21 protein-coding genes, 2 pseudogenes and 1 riboswitch are annotated in these 23,258 nt (G+C 72.6%); of the genes and pseudogenes, 3 read left to right on the top strand and 20 right to left on the bottom strand.

Annotation, left to right across the window (positions count from 1 at the left end):
• Positions 1-361 precede the first annotated feature (361 nt).
• The 19 genes and pseudogenes from FB559_RS25430 to FB559_RS25340 form a co-directional block, all read right to left on the bottom strand.
• A complete protein-coding gene (locus FB559_RS25430) occupies positions 362-2,041 on the bottom strand; it encodes a YfjP family GTPase (protein WP_246122030.1) in 1,680 nt (559 codons plus the stop codon).
• Positions 2,038-2,253 carry a hypothetical protein gene (locus FB559_RS25425; protein ID WP_141958305.1) on the bottom strand — a complete coding sequence of 72 codons (216 nt, stop codon included), beginning with the start codon at positions 2,251-2,253 and terminating at the stop codon, positions 2,038-2,040. Before FB559_RS25425 ends, FB559_RS25430 begins: the two co-directional genes overlap by 4 nt.
• A 201-nt stretch (positions 2,254-2,454) precedes the next feature.
• A complete protein-coding gene (locus FB559_RS25420) occupies positions 2,455-4,071 on the bottom strand; it encodes a GTPase family protein (protein ID WP_246122028.1) in 1,617 nt (538 codons plus the stop codon).
• Between the two features lie 104 nt (positions 4,072-4,175).
• Entirely contained in the window at positions 4,176-5,456 is a 1,281-nt protein-coding gene (gene cobA / locus FB559_RS25415) for a uroporphyrinogen-III C-methyltransferase (protein WP_141958301.1), read from the bottom strand.
• A 47-nt stretch (positions 5,457-5,503) separates the two neighbouring features.
• A pseudogene (cobT, locus tag FB559_RS46480) lies at positions 5,504-6,496 on the bottom strand (nicotinate-nucleotide--dimethylbenzimidazole phosphoribosyltransferase); the annotation flags it as partial.
• Positions 6,497-6,625: 129 nt separating this feature from the next.
• A pseudogene (gene cobC, locus FB559_RS46475) lies at positions 6,626-7,633 on the bottom strand (Rv2231c family histidinol phosphate aminotransferase CobC); the annotation flags it as partial.
• Positions 7,623-8,474 carry a sirohydrochlorin chelatase gene (locus FB559_RS25400; protein WP_141958299.1) on the bottom strand — a complete coding sequence of 284 codons (852 nt, stop codon included), beginning with the start codon at positions 8,472-8,474 and terminating at the stop codon, positions 7,623-7,625. The pseudogene cobC and the gene FB559_RS25400, both read right to left, overlap by 11 nt.
• Positions 8,471-9,064 (bottom strand): precorrin-8X methylmutase, encoded by a 594-nt coding sequence (locus FB559_RS25395; RefSeq protein WP_141958297.1) that lies wholly within the window; start codon positions 9,062-9,064, stop codon positions 8,471-8,473. The genes FB559_RS25400 and FB559_RS25395 overlap by 4 nt, the downstream gene beginning before the upstream one ends.
• Positions 9,061-9,264 (bottom strand): 4Fe-4S binding protein, encoded by a 204-nt coding sequence (locus tag FB559_RS25390; RefSeq protein WP_141958295.1) that lies wholly within the window; start codon positions 9,262-9,264, stop codon positions 9,061-9,063. The genes FB559_RS25395 and FB559_RS25390 overlap by 4 nt, the downstream gene beginning before the upstream one ends.
• Positions 9,255-10,976, bottom strand: coding sequence for a precorrin-3B C(17)-methyltransferase (gene cobJ, locus FB559_RS25385; RefSeq protein ID WP_141958292.1), 1,722 nt, complete (start codon positions 10,974-10,976; stop codon positions 9,255-9,257). The genes FB559_RS25390 and cobJ overlap by 10 nt, the downstream gene beginning before the upstream one ends.
• Positions 10,973-12,139 (bottom strand): precorrin-6y C5,15-methyltransferase (decarboxylating) subunit CbiE, encoded by a 1,167-nt coding sequence (gene cbiE, locus FB559_RS25380; RefSeq protein WP_141958290.1) that lies wholly within the window; start codon positions 12,137-12,139, stop codon positions 10,973-10,975. The genes cobJ and cbiE overlap by 4 nt, the downstream gene beginning before the upstream one ends.
• Positions 12,136-13,287 carry a cobalt-precorrin-5B (C(1))-methyltransferase gene (locus tag FB559_RS25375; RefSeq protein ID WP_246122024.1) on the bottom strand — a complete coding sequence of 384 codons (1,152 nt, stop codon included), beginning with the start codon at positions 13,285-13,287 and terminating at the stop codon, positions 12,136-12,138. The genes cbiE and FB559_RS25375 overlap by 4 nt, the downstream gene beginning before the upstream one ends.
• The gene (cobM, locus tag FB559_RS25370; RefSeq protein ID WP_221640183.1) at positions 13,280-14,071 is read right to left on the bottom strand and encodes a precorrin-4 C(11)-methyltransferase; all 792 of its coding nucleotides are present in this window, start codon (positions 14,069-14,071) and stop codon (positions 13,280-13,282) included. Before cobM ends, FB559_RS25375 begins: the two co-directional genes overlap by 8 nt.
• Positions 14,071-14,808 (bottom strand): precorrin-2 C(20)-methyltransferase, encoded by a 738-nt coding sequence (cobI, locus tag FB559_RS25365; RefSeq protein WP_141958287.1) that lies wholly within the window; start codon positions 14,806-14,808, stop codon positions 14,071-14,073. Before cobI ends, cobM begins: the two co-directional genes overlap by 1 nt.
• A complete protein-coding gene (locus FB559_RS25360) occupies positions 14,805-15,341 on the bottom strand; it encodes a GNAT family N-acetyltransferase (RefSeq protein ID WP_141958285.1) in 537 nt (178 codons plus the stop codon). The genes cobI and FB559_RS25360 overlap by 4 nt, the downstream gene beginning before the upstream one ends.
• Complete coding sequence (locus tag FB559_RS25355; RefSeq protein WP_141958283.1) at positions 15,341-15,874, bottom strand: GNAT family N-acetyltransferase; 534 nt, start codon at positions 15,872-15,874, stop codon at positions 15,341-15,343. Before FB559_RS25355 ends, FB559_RS25360 begins: the two co-directional genes overlap by 1 nt.
• Positions 15,871-17,199 (bottom strand): cobyrinic acid a,c-diamide synthase CobB, encoded by a 1,329-nt coding sequence (locus FB559_RS25350; protein WP_141958281.1) that lies wholly within the window; start codon positions 17,197-17,199, stop codon positions 15,871-15,873. Before FB559_RS25350 ends, FB559_RS25355 begins: the two co-directional genes overlap by 4 nt.
• 19 nt (positions 17,200-17,218) lie before the next feature.
• The gene (cobO, locus tag FB559_RS25345; RefSeq protein WP_141958279.1) at positions 17,219-17,821 is read right to left on the bottom strand and encodes a cob(I)yrinic acid a,c-diamide adenosyltransferase; all 603 of its coding nucleotides are present in this window, start codon (positions 17,819-17,821) and stop codon (positions 17,219-17,221) included.
• Positions 17,821-19,920 (bottom strand): magnesium chelatase subunit D family protein, encoded by a 2,100-nt coding sequence (locus FB559_RS25340; protein WP_141958277.1) that lies wholly within the window; start codon positions 19,918-19,920, stop codon positions 17,821-17,823. The genes cobO and FB559_RS25340 overlap by 1 nt, the downstream gene beginning before the upstream one ends.
• Before the next feature lie 37 nt (positions 19,921-19,957).
• Positions 19,958-20,127, bottom strand: a riboswitch (cobalamin riboswitch).
• A gap of 111 nt (positions 20,128-20,238) precedes the next feature.
• On the opposite strand from FB559_RS25340, the gene FB559_RS25335 reads away from it, so the two are divergent.
• Positions 20,239-21,264 carry an LLM class F420-dependent oxidoreductase gene (locus FB559_RS25335; RefSeq protein WP_141958275.1) on the top strand — a complete coding sequence of 342 codons (1,026 nt, stop codon included), beginning with the start codon at positions 20,239-20,241 and terminating at the stop codon, positions 21,262-21,264.
• Between the two features lie 11 nt (positions 21,265-21,275).
• On the opposite strand, the gene FB559_RS25330 is transcribed toward FB559_RS25335, so the two are convergent.
• On the bottom strand, positions 21,276-21,551 hold the full coding sequence (locus tag FB559_RS25330; RefSeq protein WP_141958273.1) for a DUF6504 family protein: 276 nt from the start codon (positions 21,549-21,551) through the stop codon (positions 21,276-21,278).
• A 593-nt stretch (positions 21,552-22,144) separates the two neighbouring features.
• Here FB559_RS25330 and FB559_RS25325 point away from each other — a divergent pair.
• Both FB559_RS25325 and FB559_RS25320 read left to right on the top strand, forming a co-directional pair.
• The gene (locus FB559_RS25325; protein WP_141958271.1) at positions 22,145-23,029 is read left to right on the top strand and encodes a helix-turn-helix domain-containing protein; all 885 of its coding nucleotides are present in this window, start codon (positions 22,145-22,147) and stop codon (positions 23,027-23,029) included.
• Positions 23,030-23,056: 27 nt separating this feature from the next.
• The gene (locus FB559_RS25320) at positions 23,057-23,167 is read left to right on the top strand and encodes a DUF397 domain-containing protein (protein WP_141958269.1); all 111 of its coding nucleotides are present in this window, start codon (positions 23,057-23,059) and stop codon (positions 23,165-23,167) included.
• The last annotated feature ends 91 nt before the right edge of the window (positions 23,168-23,258 follow it).

The raw sequence follows: 23,258 nt of genomic DNA, 5'->3' as shown, positions 1-23,258 counted from the left end.
GCGCCTCGCTGCGGGCAGGCGGATAGCGGGGGTGACCGGGGGCCTTGAGCGGGATAACGGGACCGGAGGCGGGATAGCGGGGACCGGAAGCCGGAGCACGGGAACGGACGCCAGGAACGAGGAACGGAAACCGGTGCCCACAAACAGAGAGAGCGACAACACCAGCGCACGCGCAGCGCCGTGCAGCAACGCCCCAGCATCGGTAGGTCATCGACGCCGCGAAACCGCCCGCAGACGAAAACCCCGAGAGCGACAACACCGGCGCACACTCCTCGGCGTGGGCCGGCGTCGCAGCGCCGCTATCGGCGGCAGGGCGTCGGCGCGGATGCCCGCGCCAACGCCGCGCACGAACAGGAGGGGACTACATCAGGGCGCTGATGGCGGTGCCGACCTCCTCGCGGAAGCTCTTGTACACCGCCAGTTCGCGCTCCACCGGGGCGATGACCAAGGTCTGGGCCGAGGTGGTGATGCCTTCTCGCATCCGCTCTTCGAGGCGTTCGCTGTGGCGGACCGACGACAGGGCGATCATGTTGCGGGCGGCCGAACCTGTGAAGGCGCCCAAGCCCAGTGTGCATACCAACAGCAGGCCGACGTAGGCCGCCACCGACGGGTCGCCGATGATGTCCAGCGGTGCGTCGGCCAGTTTGAGGACGCCGTATCCCAGGATGGCGAACAGCCAGATCACGCCCAGGGCGGAGGCCGCGATCAGCAGGTACTGCCACGCCCGTACGACCCACCACCAGGCCGGGATCTGGTTGAAGCCGGGGACGACCGACCGGAGTGAGTCGCCCAGGGCCTCCGGTAGTTCGTCGGCCTTCGAGCGGCCGGCGTCGCGGACCGAGCGCTGCCATGACGGGGGCAGGTCGCTCACCACGCCCTCCGTCACCTCCTGCAGCGCGTTGTCCACGTGGGCCTGCTGGGCGTTGACCGGGGTCGTGAACGCGGCTCGGAGCTCGGCTCGGAGTTCGCCCAGGCGCATGCGGCGCAAGGGGTCGGAATGCAGGCGGGCGATCAGGCGGCCGACCGGCCAGCCCACGTAGTCCAGGGCGCGCAGCGAGTAGGCGCTCTCCATCGACTCGGCCACGGCCGGGACGCCGGCCGCGTCGGCCAGGGCCTCGACCAGGGCGGCCGTGCGGCGGTCGTCGACCGTCGACGGGGGCTCGGTGGCGCCGTACTGGTCCTCGAAGCGGCGTACCAGGCGGTCGATGTCGGCGACCAGTCGCTCCAGGCGAGCCTGCCTGGCGGCAACCGCGTCGGCCAGCACCTCGCGGAAGCCCTCCACGCCGGCGCCCGACTTGGCGGACGTCGTCAGGATGGTCGGGCCGTCCATGCCCTCGGCCTCCAGCAAGCGCCGGAGGTCCTTGACGCACTCGGTGACCTCTTCGGGCTCGAGGCGGTCGACCTGGTTGAGGACGATCAGGGTGACGCCGGTGTGGCCGGACAACTGTTCGAAGTAGCGCCGGTGGACGGCGAAGTCGGCGTACTTCTGCGGGTCGAGCACCCAGATGATCAGGTCGGCGACCTTGACGTACTTGTCCACCTCGGCGAGGTGTGCGGCCCGGACCGAGTCGTGGTCGGGCAGGTCGAGCAGGACCAGGCCTTGCAGGGAGCCGACCTGGCCCTCTCCGTCCAGGGCGCTGGCCCGGGCGTAGCGGTGGCGCGAGTCGATGTCGAGCCAGTCGAGGAGCGGGCCGGCGCCTTCGAGGCCCCATACGCAGGCGTGGGCGGAGCTGGTCATCGGGCGGCGCATGCCGGTGGGTGACAGCTCCAGGCCGCAGACGGCGTTGAAGAGGGAGGACTTGCCGCTGCCGGTGCCGCCCGCCAGGGCGACCACCGTGTGGTCGCCGGACAGCCTCAGGCGTTCGCCGGCGCGGGCCAGCAGGTCCGCCGCGTCGTCCATGAGCGTCCGATCGACCCGGCCGTCGCCAAGGGCGACCAGGCGGTCGAGGACGTCCAGGCGTGCGGACAGGCCGGGCTCGGCGAGGCTCGGCGGAGTCTCGGTTTCCTCAAGCGAGGAGATCGGCGGTGTCGTCGCCGTCATCGGGCGCGCTCCTCGTGGTGTCGAAGGAGCGCCTGGTCGACTCGGCCGTCGCCCAGGGCGACCAGGCCGTCAAGGACGTCCAGGCGTACGGACAGGGCAGGCTGGTGGTGTCCGAGGAGCGCCCGGTCGCCACCCAAGGCGACCAGGCGGGCGGACAGGCCAGGCACGGCGGTCTCCCCAAGCGAGGAGACCGGCGGTGTCATCGCCGTCATCGGTCACCCTCCCCCAGGTGTCGAACGAGCGCCCGGCCGCCACCCACGGCCACCAAGCCGTCAAAGACGTCCAGGCATGCGGACAAGCCAAGCTCGGCGGTCGCCTCAAGCGAGGAGACCGGCGGTGTCGTCGCCGTCATCGGTCGCGCTCCTCGTGGTGTCGGAGGAGCGCCCGGGAACGATCAGCGTGGACAGGCTCGGTCACCGGGCGACCTCGAGATTGTATGTGGCCTGGTACAGCTGGACCGGTGTGGTCTCGTCGGGCACTCCGGCCCCGTCGAGCGCCTGCCCGAAGCGGATGGCCTCTTCGTCGTAGAGCATTCCGACCCGGCCGCGTAGGTCGGCCCTGGCCTTGGCGCTCATGCTACGCAAGGATTCGGCGCCGAACAGCGCCTTGAGCAGACGCTGGGGTACGGCGCTGGTGCCCGCCTCGACCGCGACGTCACTCGTGCCGAAGCCGAACAGGCCCACCATCATCACCAGTGAGAGGGCCTCGTCGTCATAGGAGACGAACTTGGCCACGGACCGCTTGGTGACGCCCTCCGTACGGATCAGCTCGATGATGTGGTCCTGCCACGCGCTCACCGCGCGTGTGGTGCGGCGGGACAGCTCCGCCGAGGCGCGGCCCAGGGTGTCGGCGCGGCCCTCCAGGAGGTCGGCGCCCGCCTGGCGGCTCTGCCACCGGCTCACGACGTCCTCGGCGGCGCGTTCGGCGGCGGCCACGACCAGGGACTCCAGCCCGCTCCGCAGTGCCACCTTGAGCGCGCGTACGCGGGCCGGCGCGCGGCGGCGGCGGCCTCCGCGGTGGCCGGCCTGAACGCCACCGCGTGCCTGCAGGGCGCGCTCGAGGTCGCCGGTGCCGGCGAAGTCCTGCCAGCGTGCGAGGACCTCACCGCGCAGCAGCGAACCGTTGCGGGTCGCCTCGTCGAGCTCGGCCAGGCCCGTGGCGTACGCGCCCTCGACCTCCTCGCGCAGCATGGTGCGCAGCGCGACCTGCTCCTCGACCCGCTTGGCGAGCTCGGGGACGCGAGTACGGAAGGTGTCCAGCACGCTACCCAGGGTAGACCTGATCACCTCGGTGCGGACGTCTTCGTCCTCGGTGATTCCGGTCAGCCAGGCGTGGACCTCCTCGGACAGCTGCTTGGGCAGCATGCCACCGGAGACCTTGGTCTCGGGGATGGTGAACTGCGCCGCCGTCTCGAGGCCGTTCTCCTTGAGCATCTCGGCGAAGTGCGCGACGACCTCCTCGCCGCCCTCCGGGATGCGGGACAGCACGATGCCGAGGGTGGCGCCGTGGTCCCTGGCCCGGTGGAGCAGGCGCCAGACCTGGGCGTCGGCATAGCGCGCCGCGGTCGTCACGCACATCCACACGTCCGCGGCGGCCAGGAACTGGGCCGCGAACTCATGGTGGTCCTCGAAGACCGAGTCGACGTCGGGGCTGTCGAGCACCGCGAGGCCCTTGGGCAGCACTTCGCTCTTCATGATGACGAGCTGGTCGCCGACCACGGCGTCGGGCGCCGGGCCGGGAACCCGCCCGAAACCGGGCAGGACGAACCTCTCGTCGAGCCACCAGTCGGCGTCGTCGGGATGGCAGACCAGGATCGGGCTGCTCGTGGTCGGTCTCAGCACTCCGGTCGCGCTGACCCGTGCGCCGACGAGCGTGTTGACCAGCGTGGACTTGCCCGCGCCGGTCGAACCGCTCAGCACCACGAGCAGCGGTGAGTCCGTGCGGCGCACTCTGGGCAGCACGTAGTCGTCGAGTTGGTTCAGGAGGTCCTGCTGGGTGAGGATCCCCTCCTCGCTGCCCGGTGCGTCCAAGACGAACCGGAAGGAGGCGATCTGGTCCCGAAGGTCAGCCAGGACTTCGTCAAGTGGTAGGGAAGCCGCCCTGTGCTTGGCGGCGCCCTGATCAGCCGGGGGTGTCACGGAGTCCGCCCCATATCCGCTCTCAGCATTTCGATCTGTCGTGCCACCTGGACGACCGCACCGACGACGATGATCGCCGGGGGCCGTACTCCGCTGGCCGTCATGTCGTCCGCCACAGTCGCGAGGCTCGCCATGAGCGTGCGCTGGCTCTGCAGCGTACCGTCCTGGATAACCGCGGTAGGTGTGTCAGGCGACCGACCATAGCGCATGAGGGTGTCGGCGATCACATGCATCCGCTCGACCGCCATCAGGAGTATGAGGGTGCCCTGGGAACGGCCCAGCGCCTCCCAATCCACCGTCGAACCCGCCCCACCCGGAGCGACGTGCGCGGATACGACGTGGAACTCCTGCGCGACGCCGCGGTGGGTCACCGGAACACCGGCCGCCGAGGGAACGGCGATCGCGCTGGTGATGCCGGGGACCACGGTCACCGGGATCCCCGCCTCGACGCAGTGGAGCACTTCCTCGGCCCCGCGGCCGAAGACGAACGGGTCTCCGCCCTTGAGGCGTACGACGAACCTGCCCGCGCGAGCGTGCTCGACCAGTGCCGCGTTGATGTGCTCCTGCGTCATCGAGCGGCCGTACGGGATCTTGGCCGCGTCGATGATCTCGACGTCTCCGGCCAGTTCGTCCAGCAGCTCACGCGGGGCGAGGCGGTCGGTGACCACGACGTCGGCCTGTGCGAGCAGGCGGCGGCCGCGAACGGTGATCAGGCCGGGGTCGCCGGGACCTCCGCCCACGAGCGCGACTCCGACCGGCTTGTGCCGCGAGTGGCGGGCGTTGAGCGTGCCGTCGCGCAGGCCGTCGACGACCGCGTCGCGTACGCCCGCGGCGCGTCTGGGATCTCCGCCGGCCAGTACGCCGACCGTGGTCTCGCCGACCCGTCCGCCGGCCGGGGTCCAGGCGGCGGACGCCTGCGCGTCGTCGGCGCGCACGCACCAGATCCGCCGGTCCTCCGCCTCTGCCGCGACCGCGGCGTTGATCTTGCCGTCGTCGGTGCACGCCTGTACGAGCCAGGCGCCGTCGCAGTCGCCGTCGCGGTACGGCCGCCGCTCCCAGGTCAGCTCCCCGCGCGAGGCGAGGTCCTCCAGGGTCGGCGTGACCTCCGGGGACACGAGCACCACCTCGGCTCCGGCGGCCAGCAGTGCGGGCACACGCCGCTGGGCCACGCGTCCACCGCCGATGACGATGGCGCGGCGCCCGTCGAGGCGCAGGCCGAGCAGGTAGGGGGGCACGATCTGGATCTCCCGGGTCGGGCGGGCACGGTTGCCGGCCATCAATGGTTCCTCAGCCACTATTCAGCCTTCAAGGTACTCGGACCTGGTCAAGCCTTGTCCGCGACACCGGCGGAGTCGAACGTGGCGACCTCGCGCAGCACGCGTACGGCGCTCTGCACGAGCGGGAGCGCCAGGAGCGCGCCGGTGCCCTCCCCGAGCCGGAGTTCGAGATCGACGAGGGGCCGGAGCTCGAGGTGCGCCAGGGCCGCGGTGTGGCCCGGCTCGGCGGATCGGTGGCCTGCGACGCAGGCGTCGCGTACGGCCGGGGCGAGGGCCGCGGCGGCCAGCGCGGCGGCGCCCGCGATGACGCCGTCGAGGATCACGGGGACCCGCTCGGCCGCGCCGCCGAGGATGAAGCCGGCGATCGCCGCGTGCTCCAGGCCGCCGACCTCGGCCAGTACGGCCATCGGGTCGGTGGCGCCATCGAGCCCGGCCCGCGCCAGGGAGGTGGCGACGACCTCGATCTTGCGGGCGTGCGTCGCGTCGTCGATGCCGGTGCCGCGGCCGGTGACGCTCTCGGCCGCGCGGCCGGTGAAGGCGGCGATGAGGGCGGCGGAGGCGGTCGTGTTGGCGATGCCCATGTCGCCGGTGACCAGGCAGCGATGCCCTGCCGCGACCAGGTCGCGAGCGATCGAGATGCCGGCCTCGACCGCCTGGCGCACCTGCTCCGGCGTCATGGCCGGCTCCAGGGTCATGTCGGCGGTGCCGTGCGCGACCTTGTGGGAGATGAGCCCCTCGGCGGGCGGCAGCTCGGCCTTGACGCCGATGTCGATGACGCGGACCTCGGCACCGGTCTGGCGGGCGAAGGCGTTGACCACGGCACCTCCGGCCAGGAAATTCTGCACCATCTGCGCGGTCACCTCCTGCGGCCACGGCGTGACGCCCTGGGCGTGCACCCCGTGGTCGGCGGCGAACACGGCGACCGCCGCGGGCTCGGGCATCGGCGGCGGGCAGACGCCCGCGATGCCGGCCAGGCGCACCGACAGCCCTTCGAGCACGCCCAGCGCACCACGCGGCTTGGTCAGCCGGTCCTGATGCTCGCGGGCGGCGTTCATCGCGCCCTCGTCCAGGGGACGTATCGCGGCGATCGTCTCGGCGATGATGTCCATGTCTTCTCCTCGTTGAAGCGCACTGTGAACCGTAGAGTCGGAAGATCGTTGGGGTGAACCGAGGACGCCCGCGAGCGCGGAGACCAGTGCCGACGTGGTCGCCGGGTCGCGTACGGCGACGCGCAGCCAGTCCGGGCCGAGCCCGGGGAACGTGTCGCCGCGCCGCACGGCGTAGCCTCGCGACCGAAGCTCCTCACGTACGCGCGGAGCGTCCGGCACGCGTACGCAGACGAACGACGCCCGCGCGCCCGGCACGACCCACAGCCCGAGGCCCTCCAGGGCGGTCACGAGGCACTCACGATCCGCCACGAGGCCGCGTGCCCACTCCTCGGCCTCGGCGAGCGCACGCGGGCTCACACAGGCCTCGACGGCCGCCAGCGCGGGCGTGGACACCGCCCACAGCGGCTGTGCCGAGGCGAGCCGCTCGACCAGCTCCGGTGAGGCGAGGACGTATCCCGCCCGCAGCCCGGCCAGGCCCCAGGTCTTGGTGAGGCTGCGGACGACGACCAGGCCCGGCAGGCGCGTGCCCGCGAGGCTCTCGGTCTCCCCCGGCACGCAGTCCATGAACGCCTCGTCCACGACGAGGGTGCGGCCCGCCCGTGCGAGCGCGGCGACGGCCTGCGCCGGGTGCAGGACGGACGTCGGGTTGGTCGGGTTGCCGATCATCACGAGGTCGGCGTCGTCCGGCACCGGCCCGAGCCGGAAGTCCCCGTCGAGCAGCACGCGCGACACCGTGTGCCCGGCGGCCAGCAGCGCGCTCTCCGGCTCGGTGAACTGGGGATGCACGACCACGGCGTGCCGGGGTGACAGGACACGGGCCAGCAGGACGAACGCCTCCGCGGCCCCCGCCGTGAGCAGCACCTCCTCCACGGGACGGCCATGCCGGAGCGCCACCGCCCGCCGCGCCCGCGACGGGTCCGGGTAGGCCGCCAGCCCGGCGACGCTGTCGCGAAGCATGCCGGCCAGCCACTCCGGCGGCATTCCCTGCCGTACGTTCACCGCGAGGTCGACCAGGCCGGGCCCGACCTCGGCGTCACCGTGGTGACGCAGGTCGACGTCAGTGCGCATGGACGTGGGAGGGGTCGTCCGGGTGGTGGTGCGGCTGCTGCGGCGCGCCCACGCGGTCCTCGAAGCCGGGCATCGCGATCCGGTAGACGCACGCGTCGCAGTTCATCCGGATGTCGCCGTGCAGGGTCTCCTCGTAGCGCTCGACGACGAGGTCGGCCAGGCCGTCGCAGTCGCCGATGACCTCGGCGCAGCGCACCTCGGCACCCTCGAAGGCCCGTGCCTCCGAGGCGACGCGGTCCGGCAGCACGCCGGGGAACAGGAAGTAGGGCAGCACCACGATCCGCGCCGCGCCGAGCCGCCGGCAGCGTTCGAGTCCCTCGGGCACAGAAGGCCATGCCAGCGAGACGAAGGCCGTCTCCACCATGGCCAGGCCGCGCCCCTCCCAGAGCAGGCGGGCGGCCTTGCAGACCTCGGCGTTGGCGTCCGGGTCGCTGGAGCCGCGGCCGACCAGCAGCACCGCGGTGTCGGCGCGCTCGGCCGGGTCGAGTACGGCGTCGAGGCGTTCTTCCAGCAGCCGCAGCAGAGTCGGGTGCGGCCCGAGCGGGCGGCCGTAGGAGTAGGTCAGGCCGGGGTGGCGCTGCCGCTCGCGGGTCAGCGCGGCCGGCATGTCGCCCTTGGCGTGCCCGGCGGCCACCAGCACCAGGGGCACCGCGGCGACCCGCCGGTGCCCGGCGCCGTACAGCGAGGCGACGGCGTCGGTCAGCGGCGGCGCGGACAGCTCGATGAACCCTCCGGCCACGTCCACGGGCAGCCGCGTACGCAGCCGCTCGACGAAGCGGCCGAACTCCGCGACCCCCGCCTCATCACGTGTCCCGTGCCCGACCAGCAGCAGCGGCGTCATTCGTCCTCCTCGTCCGGGTGGTAGAGCAGGGCGTTGAGGGCGGCGGCGGCGACGGCCGACCCGCCCTTCTCCGAGACGTTGCTGACGGCGGGCAGGCCGCTCTCGCGCAGCGCCGCCTTGGACTCGGCGGCGCCGACGAACCCGACCGGCAGGCCGATCACCAGGGCCGGGCCGACACCGCACTCGATGATCTCCTCCAGCGCGGTCGGGGCGCACCCGACGACCCAGACCGCGCCCGGCCCCGCCTTGACGTAGGACAGCCGGACCGCCGCCGCGGACCGGGTGAGGCCCTCCGCCTTGGCCAGCGAAGCGGCGGACGGGTCGCCGATCGAGCAGATCGTCTGCCGCGCGGTGATCCCGGCGGCGACCATCGCGACGTCGGTCACGATCGGGGCGCCGTCGCGCAGTGCCCGCAGGCCCTGCCGGAGGTAGGACTCTTCGGTGACCAGGTCGGTGGCGTAGTCCAGGTCGGCGCTCGCGTGGATGACGCGCTCGGTGACCGTACGGGTGAGGGGACGCATCGCGGACAGGTCGACGCGCGAGCGGAGGATCTCCAGGGACCTCGACTCGATCGGGTGGATGGTTCTCATGTCTCCTCGATGGCGTCGGCGGGGCAGACCTCGACGCAGTCACCGCATCCGGTGCACTGGTCGAGGACGTACAGCGGGCCGGTGCCCAGCGCGGCCCAGTCCGCGGACGGACGGATCGCGCGCTCGGGGCAGGTCAGCAGGCACGCGCCGCATCCCGTGCAGCGGCCGGTGATGCGTACGGGAGGCGTACTCAGGCCCATTGATACCCCCTGGGGGTTACAAATCGCCCGGCCACCGTACGGCTCCGGCTCGATCCGACGACCACGACGGTGAACATGTCGACGCGCGCGGGGTCGAGCTCCGCGAGCGTCGTGACGGTCACGGCCTCGTCCGTACGGGTGGCGTTGCGGACGTACCCGACCGGCGTCTCCGGCGGGCGGTGCTCGGCCAGGATGCTCAGCGCCTTGGGCAGCTGCCAGTCGCGCGCCCGGCTGCGGGGGTTGTAGAAGCACACCGTGAAGTCGCCCTCGGCGGCCGCGGTCACCCGGCGTTCGATGACCTCCCACGGCGTGTGCAGGTCGGACAGGGAGATGTAGGCGTGGTCGTGGCCGAGCGGCGCGCCCAGGAGGTTCGAGGCGGCCACCGCGGCCGTGATGCCGGGCACACCGTCGACGTCGATGTCCGTGCCCGCGAACTCCAGGGCCGGGCTGGCCATCGCGTACACGCCCGCGTCGCCGGAGCCGACCAGCGCGACGGCGTTGCCCGCCGACGCCTCCTCCACGGCGGTACGCGCCCGCTCCTCCTCCTGCCCGAGTCCGGAGACGATCACCCGGGTGCCGGGACGGATCAGGTCGCGTACCTGCTCGACGTACTGGTCCAGGCCGACCACGACGGAGGCGCGCTGGAGCGAGGTGATCGCCCTGGGGGTGAGCAGGTCACGTGCGCCGGGACCGAGGCCGATGATCGACAGCCGTCCGCGCGGCGCGAGCCGGGCGACGGCCGCGGTGGCGTTCGCCGACTTGTGCTTCTCGACGAGGAGCGGCGCGCCCGGCCCCGCCGTCAGCAGTGCGGCCGCCTCGGCGACGCTGGGCGTGCCGACCTCGGCGCGTACGACCTCCGACGGGTTGGGCACCTCGACGGAGGCCAGCGCCCCGGCCGGGTGCGTGACGACCTCCCAGCCGCGTTCGCGTGCGACCTGGAGGATGCCCTCCTCGTCGGCCTTCAGGTCGGCGGTGGCGAGATACCGGACCGACGCGGCGGCCAGCCCGCGGTCGGCGAGGACCTCGTCGACCAGCGCGGACACCTCCTCCGCGGTGACGCCGCGCGCCGAGCCGACGCCCACGACGAGGGACTTCGGCCGGTAGACGAGGGCTCCGCCGAACCAGCCCTCGTGGCACATGCAGGCGATCTCGTCATGGTCGGTGACGAGGATGCGGGGAGCGTCCTCGGGCGCCTCCGGTGACACGTTGGGGGGCAGCGGAGGCAGCGGCCAGCCTTCCGCGCCCTCGAGACGCACAGGCTCGCCGGACAGCACCGCGGCGCCGACATTGGCGAGCAGGCCGGGATTGTGCACGGTGAAGCCGAGGTCGGCGCCGTAGGAGTCGAGCGGGGTGACGTTGCTCGCCTCGCTGGCGGTCGTCACGACCGGCGTGCAGCCGAGGACCCCGGTGAGCCGTTGCGCCAGGAGGTTCGCGCCGTGGTGGCCGCCGAGGACGGCGACCGCGAAGGCCATCGACTCGTCCACGCACACGACGGCCGGGTCGGTCGTCTTGTGACCGAGCAGCGGCGCGAGCACCCGCACGGTCGCGCCGACGGCGAGGAAGCTGACCACCGCGTCGCAGGTACGCCACGCCTCGCGCAGGGCGTCGGCGGCCTTCGCCTCGGTGAGCAGGACCACCTCGTCCGGCCAGGCGGCCTGGAGCGTGGCGGCCGCCGTACGGCCGCCCGCGGTGGCCGCGACCACGCCGATCATGAAAGCCTCCCCGCCAGCAGGAACACCGGATTCTGTGCCTCGAGCCGGAACGAGCCGCCCGGCAGGTCGGCGAAGCGCGAGGCCGCGAGCTGCACGCCCTCGACGGCATAGCCCGCGTCGGCGAACAGCCGGCGGGCCGGCGCGACACGGTCGAGGGCGGCGTAGGTGGCGACGACGGTCGGCGGGCGCCGGGCGAGCACGCCGTCGAGCGCGTCCAGCCCTCCGCCGCCGACGAAGGCCGCGTCGGGATCGGGCAGCCCGGCGAAGGCCGCCGGGGCGCTCTCCTCGACGACGCGCACGCTCGCCGGACCGGCGTTGTGCCGGATCAGCTCGCACGCCGCCGGGTCGCGTTCGATCGCGATGACCGCCGCGTGGTGCGCGGCGCACTCGATGCCGACCGAGCCGCTGCCCGCGCCGACGTCCCAGACGAGCATGCCGAGGGTGGGGCGGAGCCGGGCCACGGCGACGGCGCGCACCTCCCACTTGGTGATCATCCCGGCGCGGTGCCGGTAGTCGTCGCCGGTCCAGGCGCGCGGCGGCGCCGCGGGCTGGTTGTGCGTCCGCACCGCCCCGTCGGCGGACCCGTGTACGGCCAGGACCACGTTCGGCTCGGCCCACGAACGCGCGGCGGCCTCGGCCGGCGTGCACCGGGTGACCCGCTCGTCAGGCATGCCCAGCCGTGAGGCGACGTACAGCGTGCGGTCCCAGCCGATGAGCTCGGCGCCCAGCTCGGCCGGGCCGCATCCGGGCGCGGTGAACACGGCGGTCTTGGCCATCGCCCGGCAGGCGTTCACCGCCGTGCGTGGCTCGCGGCCGTGCGCGCTCACCACCACGGCGTCGTCCCACGGAAGGCCCGCCCGCGCGAACGCGCCGGCCACCGAGGAGACCGCGGGAAACACCTCCGGCGTGTGACCGCGCTCGCGCAGGGCCCGCACGATGCCGAAGAACCCCGGGTCGCCGCTGGCCAGCACGACGGCCTCCTCGGCGTCACCGACCTGGTCGAGGGCCGCGGCGACGTCGCCCATGACCACCTGGCGCACGTGCGCCGGCGGGCGTACCGCCTCGAGATGCCGCCGTCCTCCGGCCACCAGCGTGGCCGAGGAGAGGCGGTCCATCGCCCGTTGCGGCAGCGGCGAGCCGTCGCAGCCCACGATCGTGATCATCTGCCGAGCCGCCCGTACATCGCGATCATGCGCTGACCGGTGAAGTCGACCAGCACGACCTGCGCGGCGATGCCCGGACTCTCGGGCGCCGCCGAGGCGGCGAACTCCTCCAGGACCCCCGCGACCCGGCGGCACAGCTCACGCCCGGCGCGGCCGAGCAGCCCCTCGGCCTCCCACAGCTCGTACGCGTGCCGCGCCGTGTTGGCCTCGGCGACCTTGGCGACCAGCTCCCCCGAGCCGCCCATGCTGAGGGTGATCTCGGCGAGCAGGGCGGTGTCGACCCTGGAGCGCGTGTAGTGCGTCATCAGCACGCCCGAGGCGAGCTTGGTCAGCTTGCCGGCCATGCCCACGAACACGACCTGCGTGATGCCGTGCTCCACCGCGCGGCGCAGCGCGGCGCCGGTGAAGTCGCCGACCTCCACGAAGCACACGTCGGGCAGCTGCGGCAGCAGCCGCATGGCGCCCTTCTCCGTACGGCCGCCGGTGCACAGGACGAGCGTCTTCTCGCCCTGCGCGGCCATCACCGCCACCGCCTGCTCGACGCTCGCCCGCCACGACGCCGTCGAGAACGGGCGCACGATGCCGGTCGTGCCCAGGATCGAGATCCCGTCCAGGATGCCGAGCCGCTTGTTCGTCGTCTTACGTGCCATCGTCTCGCCATCGGGTACCGAGATGATGACGCGTACCCCCCGAGCCTTCAGGTCCACCGACTCCCCCACTGCCTGTTCGATCATCTGGCGCGGTACGGGGTTGATCGCCGGTCCACCGAGCTCCAGGCCGAGGCCGGGCTTGGTGACGACGCCGACCCCGATGCCGCCGTCCAGCTCGATGCCCGGGGTCTCCCGCCAGGAGGCGGTCGCCGTCAGCCGGGCACCGTGCGTGACGTCAGGATCGTCGCCCGCGTCCTTGATCACCACTGCCTCGGCCCGGTCGGCGCGGATCAGGCACGAATCCACGGCGAACGTCACGCGTTGCCCGGAGGGCAGCGCCACCTCGACGACGTCCTGCGACCGCCCGGACACCAGCGCCTCCGTGGCCGCCTTCGCCGCCGCCGAGGCGCACGTGCCGGTCGTCCAGCCGGTGCGCAACGCCTTCTGCCGCACCTTCATGGTCCGCGGCATATCGGGCTCGTATGGCGTGTCAGCCACCCCGGAGCACCTTCCGCGCTCCTGCCTCGGCACGCCGGTGACCGTGGAAGTGACCGGGATGGTAGAGGTGCGAGCGGGTGCCGCCCGCCTCCAGGGCCGGGCCGACGAGCACCAGTGTGTGCTTCCACAGCTTGTGCGCGCGTACGGTGCCGGCGAGCTCGTCCAGGCGGCAGCGGACGATCAGCTCGTCCGGCCACGTGCACTGGTACGCCACGACGCAGGGCGTCTCCGGCGGGTAGCCGCCGTCGAGGAGCTCGTCCTGGAGCTGCCGCGACCGTGCCGCCGAAAGGAACAGCGCCATCGTCGTGCCGTGCCGGGCGAACTCGCGTACCTCCTCGCCGGGCGGCATCGGCGTCTTGCCGCCGCCCAGGCGCGTGAGGATCACCGACTGGGCGACCTCGGGGATGGTGAGCTCGCGGCCGACCGCCGCGGCGACCGCGGAGAAGGCCGACACGCCGGGGATGATCTCGGTCTCGAGGCCGAGTTCGCGGCAGCGGTCGAGCTGCTCCTGAACCGCCCCCCAAAGGCCCGGATCACCCGAGTGGATCCGCGCGACGGTCAGGCCCTCGGCGGCGGCGCGCTCGTAGTACGGCAGCACGCCCTCCATGGGCAGCCGCGCCGAGTCGACGATCTCCGCGTCCGGGCCGGCGTGTTCGAGGACGTCCTCGTGGACCAGGCTGGCCGCCCAGATCACCACGTCCGCCTCGGCGATCGCCTTGGCGGCACGGAACGTCAGCAGGTCCGCGGCTCCGGGGCCGGCCCCGACGAAAACGACTCGGCCCATCACGGCCGCCCCCTCGCGTGCAGTTTTCCGCCCAGGCCCGTACGGCGCCCGGGAACGATCAGCGTGGACAGGTACGGGACCGGGCCCTCGATCTCGGCCGCGCGCCTGATGTCCTCACCGGGCAGGCCGAGCCGCGCGCCGTACACGGCGTCGTCCAGCCGGCCGGTGTCGGCGACGGTCGCGAGCACTTCGCCCGCGACCTGCCCGAACTTGTAGGCGATGACCGTGTCGCCCGTCTCCAGCGCGGTACGCAGGCCGCCCGTGCCGCCGGTGAGCGGCAGCAGGTGGAGCGACTCGGTGCCCTCGGCCAGCACGGTGCCGGAGCGGGCGGCCAGGTCCTGCATCGCGGTGACGCCGGGGACGGTCTCGACGACCACCTCCGGCGCGTGGCCGCGTACGGCCTGGGCCAGGTAGGTGAAGGTGGAGTACAGGTTCGGGTCGCCGATGGTGGCGAACGCGACCGTGTCCGCGCCGTCGGCGAAGGCGCGGGCGACACGCTGTGCCGCGGCGTCCCAGGCGTTCGCGCGCCGCTCGGTCACGCCGCCGCGGTCGTTGAGCGCGAAGACGACGCGTTCGGCCGACCCGACGTGGGCGCGCACCACGGCCTCGGCGCGACCCTGCTCGTCCGGCGCCATCACCGGCACGAGCACGAGGTCCGCCTCACGCAGGACGCGTACGCCCTTGACGGTGACGAGCTCGGGGTCACCGGGCCCCACCCCGACGCCGACCAGCCTCACAGCTCCCCCTTGAGCAGACTGAAGAGCACCATGTCGGAGCGGCCGCCCGGCACCAGGCGTGCCTCGCGGAGGACGCCCTCGCGGGTGAACCCGGCGCGCTCGGCCACCTGCTGAGACGCGACGTTGCCGGTGGCGGCCAGCAGCTCCAGCCGGTGGAAGCCGAGCCCGAAGACGTGACGGGCGACCTCGCGTACGGCCTCGGTGACGTAGCCGTTCCCCCGGCCATCGGGCCCGAGCCAGTAGCCCGTCTCGGCCACGCGGCTCTCCCAGTCGGCACGGCCGATCCCGATCACGCCCGCGAACCGGCCGTTCGCGCGCGGCACGATCACGAAGTGGGTCTCTCGCGCGGGGTCGCGGTACGCCTCTTCGACACACCACGTCAGCGCCTTGTCGTGGGTGTACCCCGGCGCCCAGGGCATCCACTTGCGTACCTCGTCGTCCACGGCCGCGAGGGCGTCGCCGGCGTCGCCCGCGGCCGGCGGGCGCAGGGTCAGGCGGTCGGTGCTCAGCGTCGTGGGCTCGAAGCGGGCCATCACAGCTCACTCTCCAGCAGGCTGTAGAGCACGGCGTCGACGTGCCCGGTGCTGATGAGCATCGCCTCGCGCTGGATGCCCTCGCGGGTGAAGCCGGCCTTCTCCGCGACGCCCTGGGAGGCGAAGTTGGTGACCGCCGTGAGCAGCTCGATCCGGTGCATCCCCTTCTCGAACGCGTACGCGGCCACGCCGCGGGTCGCCTCCACGGCGTACCCCTTGCGGCGCGCCCACGGCGCGATCCAGTAGCCGACCTCGACCCGGCCGTCGGTCCAGTCCGTACGGCCGAGGCCGATGGAGCCGGCGAAGCGGTCCCCGGCGACGATGGCGAAGTTCATCGCACGCGCCGGGTCCGGGTGCGCGTGCGTCGTGCACCAGTCGATGGCGGTCTGCTTCGTCTGCGCCGAGGCCCACGGCATCCAGCGCAGGATCTCCGGATCCCGGCTGGCGGTGAGGACGCCCTCCGCGTCCTCCTCCTCGAACGGCCGCAGCAGCAGTCGCTCGGTCTCCAGCAGAACACCCTCATCGAAAGTCATGCGGCCGCCCCCACGAAACGCGTTGCCATCTGAGGTATCCCAGCCCAGTGGAGATGGAGGTAGGAGGCAAGGCAATTAGCCGAGCTGAAACCGTCGGGACCCTCCACCGACCACTGCCAGGCGGGCTCGGAGCCCTCCCCACGCGAGCAGACGGTCCGGTGGAACTCGTGCCCGCGGACCCGCTCGCCCGCCCGCGACACCGGTGAGTCTCGCACCGCCACGGCCTCCCGGTAGCCGAGCGTCAGTCGCCCGGTCATCCGTGCCTCCGCGTCGAGCACGCCGCACATCGGGGCGTCGTCGAGCCGCCGGGCGAGGTAGAGGAGCCCGGCGCACTCGGCGTAGATCGGCCCGCGGAACGCCGCGACGGCACGCCGCAGCGGCTCGTTGGCCGACAGCTCCGCGGCGTAGGCCTCGGGGAACCCTCCCCCGATCACGACGCCGTCGGTGCCTTCCGGCAGCGCGGTGTCGCGCAGCGGGTCGAACCTCACCACCTCGGCTCCGGCCGCCGCCAGCAGCTCGTCGTTCTCGGCGTACCCGAACGTGAACGCCGAGCCGCCGGCGATCGCGATCCGCACGCCGGTCGCGGCGGGCGTCACGACCGTGGCCGGATCCCACGGCGAGGCGGTGACCGGCCCGGCGGTGTGCGCCAGCGCGACGAGGGCCCGCAGGTCGCACGAGTCACCGACGAGCGCGCCGAGGCGTTCGACCGTGGCCAGGGCCTCGGGGCGGCGCTCGGCGGCGGGGATCAGGCCGAGGTGGCGCGACGGCGTGGCCACGTCGTCACGGCGGCGGAGCACCCCGAGCACCGGCAGCCCGGTCTCCTCGACGGCCGCACGGCAGATGTCCTCGTGCCGGTCGGAGCCGACCCGGTTGAGGATCACGCCGCCGATCCGCACGCCGGGGTCGTACGTGACGAAACCGTGCACGAGAGCGGCCACCGAGCGGCCCGCGGAGGCGGCGTCCACGACGAGCACCACGGGCGCGCCCAGCAGCTTCGCGACGTGCGCGGTCGAGGCGAACTCGCCCGCGCCGGCGGCACCGTCGTACAGGCCCATGACGCCCTCGATCACGGCCAGGTCCGCGCCGGCCGCGCCGTGCAGGAACAGCGGCGCGATGAGCTCCTCGGCGGTCAGCCACGGATCGAGGTTGCGGCCCGGCCGCCCGGCGGCGAGCGCGTGATAGCCGGGATCGATGTAGTCCGGGCCCACCTTGTGCGGTGAGACGTCGAGACCTTGCGCGGTCAGCGCCGCGATCAGCCCGGTGGCAACGGTCGTCTTGCCGCTCCCGGACGCGGGAGCGGCGATGACGAGCCGCGGGACCGTCACGCGGCCCTCCGGGCGGGCCTCACCACTCGATGCCCTTCTGGCCTTTCTGGCCGGCGTCCATCGGGTGCTTGACCTTGCCCATCTCGGTGACCAGGTCGGCGATCCCGACGACCCGGGGGTCGGCGTCGCGGCCGGTGACGATGACGTGCTGGTGCCCCGGCCGCGCGGTCAGGGTCTCGACCACGTCGTCGACGTCCACCCAGCCCCATTTCATCGGGTAGGTGAACTCGTCCAGCACATAGAGGCCGTACGTCTCCGCGGCGAGGTCGCGCTTGATCTGTTCCCAGCCCTCGCGGGCGTCCGCCGCGTGGTCCTCCTCGGTGCCGGGCCGCTGGATCCACGACCAGCCCTCGCCCATCTTGTGCCAGTCGACGCGGCCGCCCTCACCGGACTCGCCGAGTACGCGCAGGGCGCGTTCTTCGCCGATGCGCCACTTGGCCGACTTGACGAACTGGAACACCCCGATCGGCCAGCCCTGGTTCCAGCCGCGCAGGGCCAGCCCGAAGGCCGCCGTCGACTTGCCCTTGCCCGCGCCGGTGTGCACGATCACCAGCGGCCGGTTGCGCCGCTGGCGGGTGGTGAGCCCGTCATCGGGCACGCTCGCCGGTCTGCCCTGCGGCATCAGGCCACCACCCTCCGGTCGCGTACGACGTCGGCCAGCCCGTCGGCGGCCAGATCCTCCAGGCGTACCGACTCGGCGCCGAGACGTGCGGCCAGCCGTCCGGCGAGGCCGAGGCGCACCGGGCCACTCTCGCAGTCGACCACCACGGAGGCGGCGTCCCGCAGCAGGTCAGAGGCGCGCAGCGCGTCGTCCAGGGAGCCGTGTGTCGCGCGTCCGTCGGTGACGATGACGAGGAGGGGGCGCCGCGCGGGGTCACGCTGGCGTTCGGTGCGCAGGACGAGCGCGGCCCGCACCAGCCCGGCGGCGAGTGGCGTGCGGCCTCCCGTGGGGAGCTCGCCGAGGCGCCGTGCGCCGGCCTCCACCGAGGAGGTCGGCGGCAGTGTGGTCTCCGCCGAGGTGCCGCGGAAGGTGACCAGCCCGACCTTGTCGCGGCGCTGGTACGCGTCGAGCAGCAGGCTGAGGACCGCGGCCTTGACCGCGCTCATGCGCTTGCGCGCGGCCATCGAGCCGCTGGCGTCGACGACGAACAGCACGAGGTTGCCCTCGCGGCCCTCGCGTACGGGCTCACGGATGTCCTCGGCGCGGATGACCAGGCCGGTGCCGGTGCGGCCGCGCGAACGCTGGTGCGGCGCGGCCGCGAACAACGTCCCGGTCAGGTGGACCGTACGGCTGCCGGGCCGTGCGCCGACCGTGCGCCCGTACGGGGTGCGCGCACGTGACCGGCGGCCCGGCGCGCCCTCGCCGATGCCCGGCACGACGAACAGCCGCGGCCGGTAGACGGCACCGGCCGGGGAGGGCTTCGGCCGGTCGGCGCGGGTCTTCTCGTCCTGGCCGCCACCGGAGAGCGCCTGCCCGATGTCGACCAGGGCGCCCTCGCCCGGGCCGCCCTCGGCGTGCTCCTGCTCCTCGCGACCGCCCGAGCCGGGGCCGTCCGGATCGGGTTCGGGTTCGGGCTCGGTGTCGGTCTCGGACTCGGGCTCCGGGTCGCGCGCGGTCGTCTCGCCGCTCTGATCGTCCAGGTCGAGGTCGGGCGCGGGCCGCGGGGGCGGCACTTTGCCGGGAGGCGGGTCCTCCTCCACGTCGTAGTCGCCGGTGCGGTCGAGAACCTCGTCGAGCGTGTCCTCGTCCAGCCCCGGAGCGTCGAAGGGGTCGCGGCGGCGCCGGTGCGGCAGCGCGAGGCGCGCGGCGAGGCGTACGTCGGCCGGCGTGACGGCGCCGCGGTCGTGCCAGGCGGCGAGCGCGATGGCGGCGCGTGCCATCACGATGTCGGCCCGCAGCCCGTCGACCTCGAACTCGGCGCACACCGCGGTGATCTGCCGCAGTGCGCCGTCCGACAGCACGACCTTGGACAGCCGGTCGCGCGCCTCGCTGATGCGCCAGGCGAGCTCGGCGTCGGCCTGGGACCAGTCCGCCGCGAACGCGGCGGGGTCGGCCTCGTAGGCGAGACGGCGGCGTACGACCTCGGCGCGCTCGTCCGGGTCACGCGTCGCGGCCACCTCGGCGGTCAGCCCGAACCGGTCGAGCAGCTGCGGGCGCAGCTCGCCCTCTTCGGGGTTCATGGTGCCGACCAGCAGGAACCGCGACGCGTGGCGAATCGAGACGCCCTCGCGCTCGACATAGGACTGGCCCATGGCGGCGGCGTCCAGCAGCAGGTCCACGAGGTGGTCGTGGAGCAGGTTGACCTCGTCGACGTACAGCAACCCGCGATGCGCGGCGGCGAGCAGGCCCGGCTGGTACGCGCGGACGCCGTCGGTGAGCGCACGCTCGAGGTCGAGCGAACCGACGAGACGGTCCTCGGACGCGCCCACGGGAAGCTCGACGAGCCGCGCCTGGCGTACCTCGCCGGCGCGGCCGGCCTCGGCGTGCGGACCGTCGGGGCATTCGGGGTCGGGCGCCCCGGGGTCGCAGGAGAACCGGCAGCCGGCGACGACGTCGACGCCGGGCAGCAGCGCGGCGAGAGCGCGCACGATGGTCGACTTCGCCGTGCCCTTCTCCCCGCGCACGAGGACGCCACCGACCGATGGCGACACCGCGTTGATCAGGAGGGCCAGTTTGAGGTCCTCGAGTCCCGCGACGGCGGAGAACGGGTAGCTGTTCACCCGGCGATCGTCCTTTCCTCGGGTTTGCGCGCCCGTAGGTGGCCTGTCATCGGCGGCCGGAGTCTCCTGGCTGCCGGATCGTCGCCCATCCTCGGCCTTCCGGCTCACGCCGTGGCTGTCGGTGAGGAAGAACTTCCCGGTCACAGTTGCGCGACAGCCCCGGAATCGCACCGGGTTCCTCCGCGAACCGCCGATGCACAGCATGACATACGGCCCATCGGTCCTCGACATGCGCACGGAACCGGAGACCTGCGGGCGCCGGATGCTTGAATGAGGCGGTGCTTGAATAGAACGCGTTCTATTTCATGGGAGGCGCGGATGAAGCTCGGCATCAACCTCGGCTACTGGCAGCGGGATCCCGTGGACGACACCGAGACGGTGCTCGCCGCCGAACGCCTCGGCTATGACCAGGTGTTCACCGCCGAGGCGTACGGCTCCGACGCCTTCACCACACTCACCTGGTACGGCGCGCGCACCTCGCGGATCGGGCTGGGCACGGCGGTGACGCAGATGTCGGCGCGCACCCCCGCGGCCACCGCCATGCACGCGCTCACGCTGGACGGCCTGTCCGGCGGGCGGCTCGTGCTCGGGCTCGGCGCCTCCGGCCCGCAGGTGGTGGAGGGCTGGTACGGGGTGCCGTTCGCACGGCCGCTCGCACGGACGCGGGAGTACGTCCGGATCCTGCGCGACGTCTGGCGGCGCGCCGAGCCGGTGACCAATGACGGCCCGCACTACCCGCTGCCGCTGCGCCGCCACAGCCCGGACAGCGGCGTCACCGGGCTGGGCAAGCCGCTGAAGTCGATCGCGCATCCGGTGCGGCCGGACATCCCGATCTACCTCGGCGCCGAAGGGCCGAAGAACGTCGCGCTGTCCACCGAGATCGCGCAGGGCTGGCTGCCGCTGTTCGTGGATCCGAGCCGGATCGAGCCGGTCTTCGGCGAGTCCCTGCGGGGCCGGCCCGAGGGTTTCGAGATCGCGGCGACGGTCACGACGATCGTCAGTGACGACCTGCCGGCCGCGCTGGAGGTCGCGAAGATCCCGCTGGCCTTCTACATCGGCGGCATGGGCGCGCGGGACACCAACTTCCATCTGGACCTGATCGGCCGGCTGGGCTACGCCGAGGAGGCCGCGCGCGTACAGGAGCTGTTCCTGGAGGGACGCCGCGACGAGGCGGTCCGCGCCGTTCCCGACGGGCTGGCGGACGCCATCTCCCTGCTCGGCCCGCTCGGCCGGATCAAGGAGCGCCTCGCTCTGTGGCGGGAGTCCCCCGTGACGACGCTGCTCATCGCGGGGGTCAAGGACGAGCCGACGCTGCGGGCGATCCGGGACTTCGTGCGGGACTGACCGGCCGGGCGTCAGTCCCAGGCGCGCGAGAGCATCCACCCTCCGCTCGCCTCGTCATGGCGCAGCTCGTAGACGCCGATCTCCTTGTCCGGGGTCGCTTCGACCTGCCAGAACTCCCGCGCGGTCGTCTCCTCGGCCTCGGGGTTACGGTCGCGCCACCAGTCGCGCGTGGTCACCCAGTGGTCCAGCACCCGCAGGACGGTGTAGAGGCGGCCGTGCCACACGAACCGCGACGGCCGCCCGTCCACGAGCCAGACGTCCACCGGCTCGCCGTAGGACCGGCTCATGTGGACCTCGTCCATGCGTCTCGCGGACGCCGTCTCGCACCGCTCACTCCGCCCACGCGGGCCGCCTGCCTTCCCGGTCGATCGGTGCCGTGATGCCCGGGGGAAGGCGGGCGTCATCGAACATACGTTCGCATCGGGGGTTTTGGGAAGGGCTCGGCGGGTAACGCTCGGACTCCCCGGCGACCGAGAGGTGATCATCCAGGCCCGCACCACAAGGCGATACCGGCGCGACACCGTGGACGAATCCGGGACACTGACCATCAGACGGCTCTTTTAGGATCGTCCGTACGACACAAAAGGGTGAGCCGCATAGCATTGGACAGGTAAAGTGCCATGTCGTGGCAAGAGGTGCTCGAACGACGACGGTGAGTGACCTCAATTGTCGGGATGACCTGCATAAATGAGGCTCAAAGGTAGTATCGGGCAAAAACTCCGACCATCGCCATCGGGGCTCGCGTACGCTTTAGCGGCGGACGACATCCCTGGGCGAACGATCCGTCGCTCTCCGCCGCCACCGGCCACGACCCTCCATCCCCCTCACCGCTTCCCCTCCCAACCCCTCCCGTCCAGGACGGTCGACCTGGAGGTGCTCGATGTCCGATTCTCAAAGCCCCACGGTCCGCCGGCGCCGCCTGGGCATGGAACTCCGCAGGCTCCGTGAGTCCTCCAGCCTGATGATCGAGGATGTCGCCCGGCACCTCGAATGCTCGATGTCCCGCGTCAGCCGGATCGAGACGGGAAAGTCGGTCGCCCGCATCCGCGACGTTCGCGACATGCTCGACCTGTACGAGGTCGGCGACTCAGGGCAGCGCGAACAGCTGCTCACTCTGGCCAAGGATGCCCAGCAGCGGGGCTGGTGGACCGAGTACGAATCGGTGCTATCTGCCGGTCTGGACACCTATGTCGGGCTTGAGGCGTCGGCGGCCTCGATCCGCTCGTTCCAGACCCACCTCATTCCCGGGCTGCTGCAGACCGAGGAGTACAGCCGCGCGCTGATCAAAGTCGGTCAGCCCACCGAGAGCCCGGCCAACATCGACCGCATGATCTCCCTGCGCCGCAGGCGCCAGGCGATGCTCGCCGAGGCCGGCACGCTGGAGATGTGGGCCGTGCTCGACGAGGCGGTGCTCCGCCGGCCGATCGGCGGCCACCCGGTGATGCGGGCCCAGCTCGCCCGCCTGCTCGAGGTGGACGAGCTGCCGAGCGTCACGATTCAGGTGCTGCCCTTCACCCGCGGCGCCCACCCGGGGCTCGGCGGCGCCTTCACCATCATCGGCTTCCCCGACCCGACGGATCTCGACGTCGTGTACGTCGATTCACCTGCGGGGAACATCTTCCTCGAGAAGGACAAGGACGTCCGTCGTCATACGACGTGGTTCGACCATCTGCGAGCCGCGGCATTGCCGCCCGACGAATCGACCGACTTCATCGCCGCCGTCGCGGACGAGTTCAAAAATACGTCCCCATATCAACGGGGATGACTGTTTCCCACGAAAGGAGCGCGAGGGATGAGTGACGAACCCGATATCACGGACAGTGGCTGGCGCACGAGCAGCCGCAGCTCCCAGGGCGCTGACTGTGTCGAGGTGAACGTGATCGACACCGCGAACGAGCACTGACGATCTGCCCATGACGGCCGGCCGCGAGAGACCTCTCTCGCGGCCGTTCGCGGTTCCGGCCGGTACGGTCGGGGCTCTACCCCCCGAGCGA

Source organism: Actinoallomurus bryophytorum, from assembly GCF_006716425.1.
Lineage (GTDB): Bacteria > Actinomycetota > Actinomycetes > Streptosporangiales > Streptosporangiaceae > Actinoallomurus > Actinoallomurus bryophytorum.
Note: the sequence above shows the minus strand (reverse complement) of the source record. Positions and strands in the feature narration are given on the sequence as shown.

Bases quoted from the DNA above. Each gene is read 5' to 3' on its own strand.
- FB559_RS25430 (WP_246122030.1), bottom strand. From the start codon at position 2,041: ATGACGGCGACGACACCGCCGATCTCCTCGCTTGAGGAAACCGAGACT.
- FB559_RS25425 (WP_141958305.1), bottom strand. From the start codon at position 2,253: ATGACGGCGATGACACCGCCGGTCTCCTCGCTTGGGGAGACCGCCGTG.
- cobA (WP_141958301.1), bottom strand. From the start codon at position 5,456: ATGGCCGGCAACCGTGCCCGCCCGACCCGGGAGATCCAGATCGTGCCC.
- FB559_RS25400 (WP_141958299.1), bottom strand. From the start codon at position 8,474: ATGACGCCGCTGCTGCTGGTCGGGCACGGGACACGTGATGAGGCGGGG.
- FB559_RS25395 (WP_141958297.1), bottom strand. From the start codon at position 9,064: ATGAGAACCATCCACCCGATCGAGTCGAGGTCCCTGGAGATCCTCCGC.
- FB559_RS25390 (WP_141958295.1), bottom strand. From the start codon at position 9,264: ATGGGCCTGAGTACGCCTCCCGTACGCATCACCGGCCGCTGCACGGGA.
- cobJ (WP_141958292.1), bottom strand. From the start codon at position 10,976: ATGATCGGCGTGGTCGCGGCCACCGCGGGCGGCCGTACGGCGGCCGCC.
- cbiE (WP_141958290.1), bottom strand. From the start codon at position 12,139: ATGATCACGATCGTGGGCTGCGACGGCTCGCCGCTGCCGCAACGGGCG.
- cobM (WP_221640183.1), bottom strand. From the start codon at position 14,071: ATGGGCCGAGTCGTTTTCGTCGGGGCCGGCCCCGGAGCCGCGGACCTG.
- FB559_RS25360 (WP_141958285.1), bottom strand. From the start codon at position 15,341: ATGGCCCGCTTCGAGCCCACGACGCTGAGCACCGACCGCCTGACCCTG.
- FB559_RS25355 (WP_141958283.1), bottom strand. From the start codon at position 15,874: ATGACTTTCGATGAGGGTGTTCTGCTGGAGACCGAGCGACTGCTGCTG.
- cobO (WP_141958279.1), bottom strand. From the start codon at position 17,821: ATGCCGCAGGGCAGACCGGCGAGCGTGCCCGATGACGGGCTCACCACC.
- FB559_RS25335 (WP_141958275.1), top strand. From the start codon at position 20,239: ATGAAGCTCGGCATCAACCTCGGCTACTGGCAGCGGGATCCCGTGGAC.
- FB559_RS25330 (WP_141958273.1), bottom strand. From the start codon at position 21,551: ATGAGCCGGTCCTACGGCGAGCCGGTGGACGTCTGGCTCGTGGACGGG.
- FB559_RS25325 (WP_141958271.1), top strand. From the start codon at position 22,145: ATGTCCGATTCTCAAAGCCCCACGGTCCGCCGGCGCCGCCTGGGCATG.
- FB559_RS25320 (WP_141958269.1), top strand. From the start codon at position 23,057: ATGAGTGACGAACCCGATATCACGGACAGTGGCTGGCGCACGAGCAGC.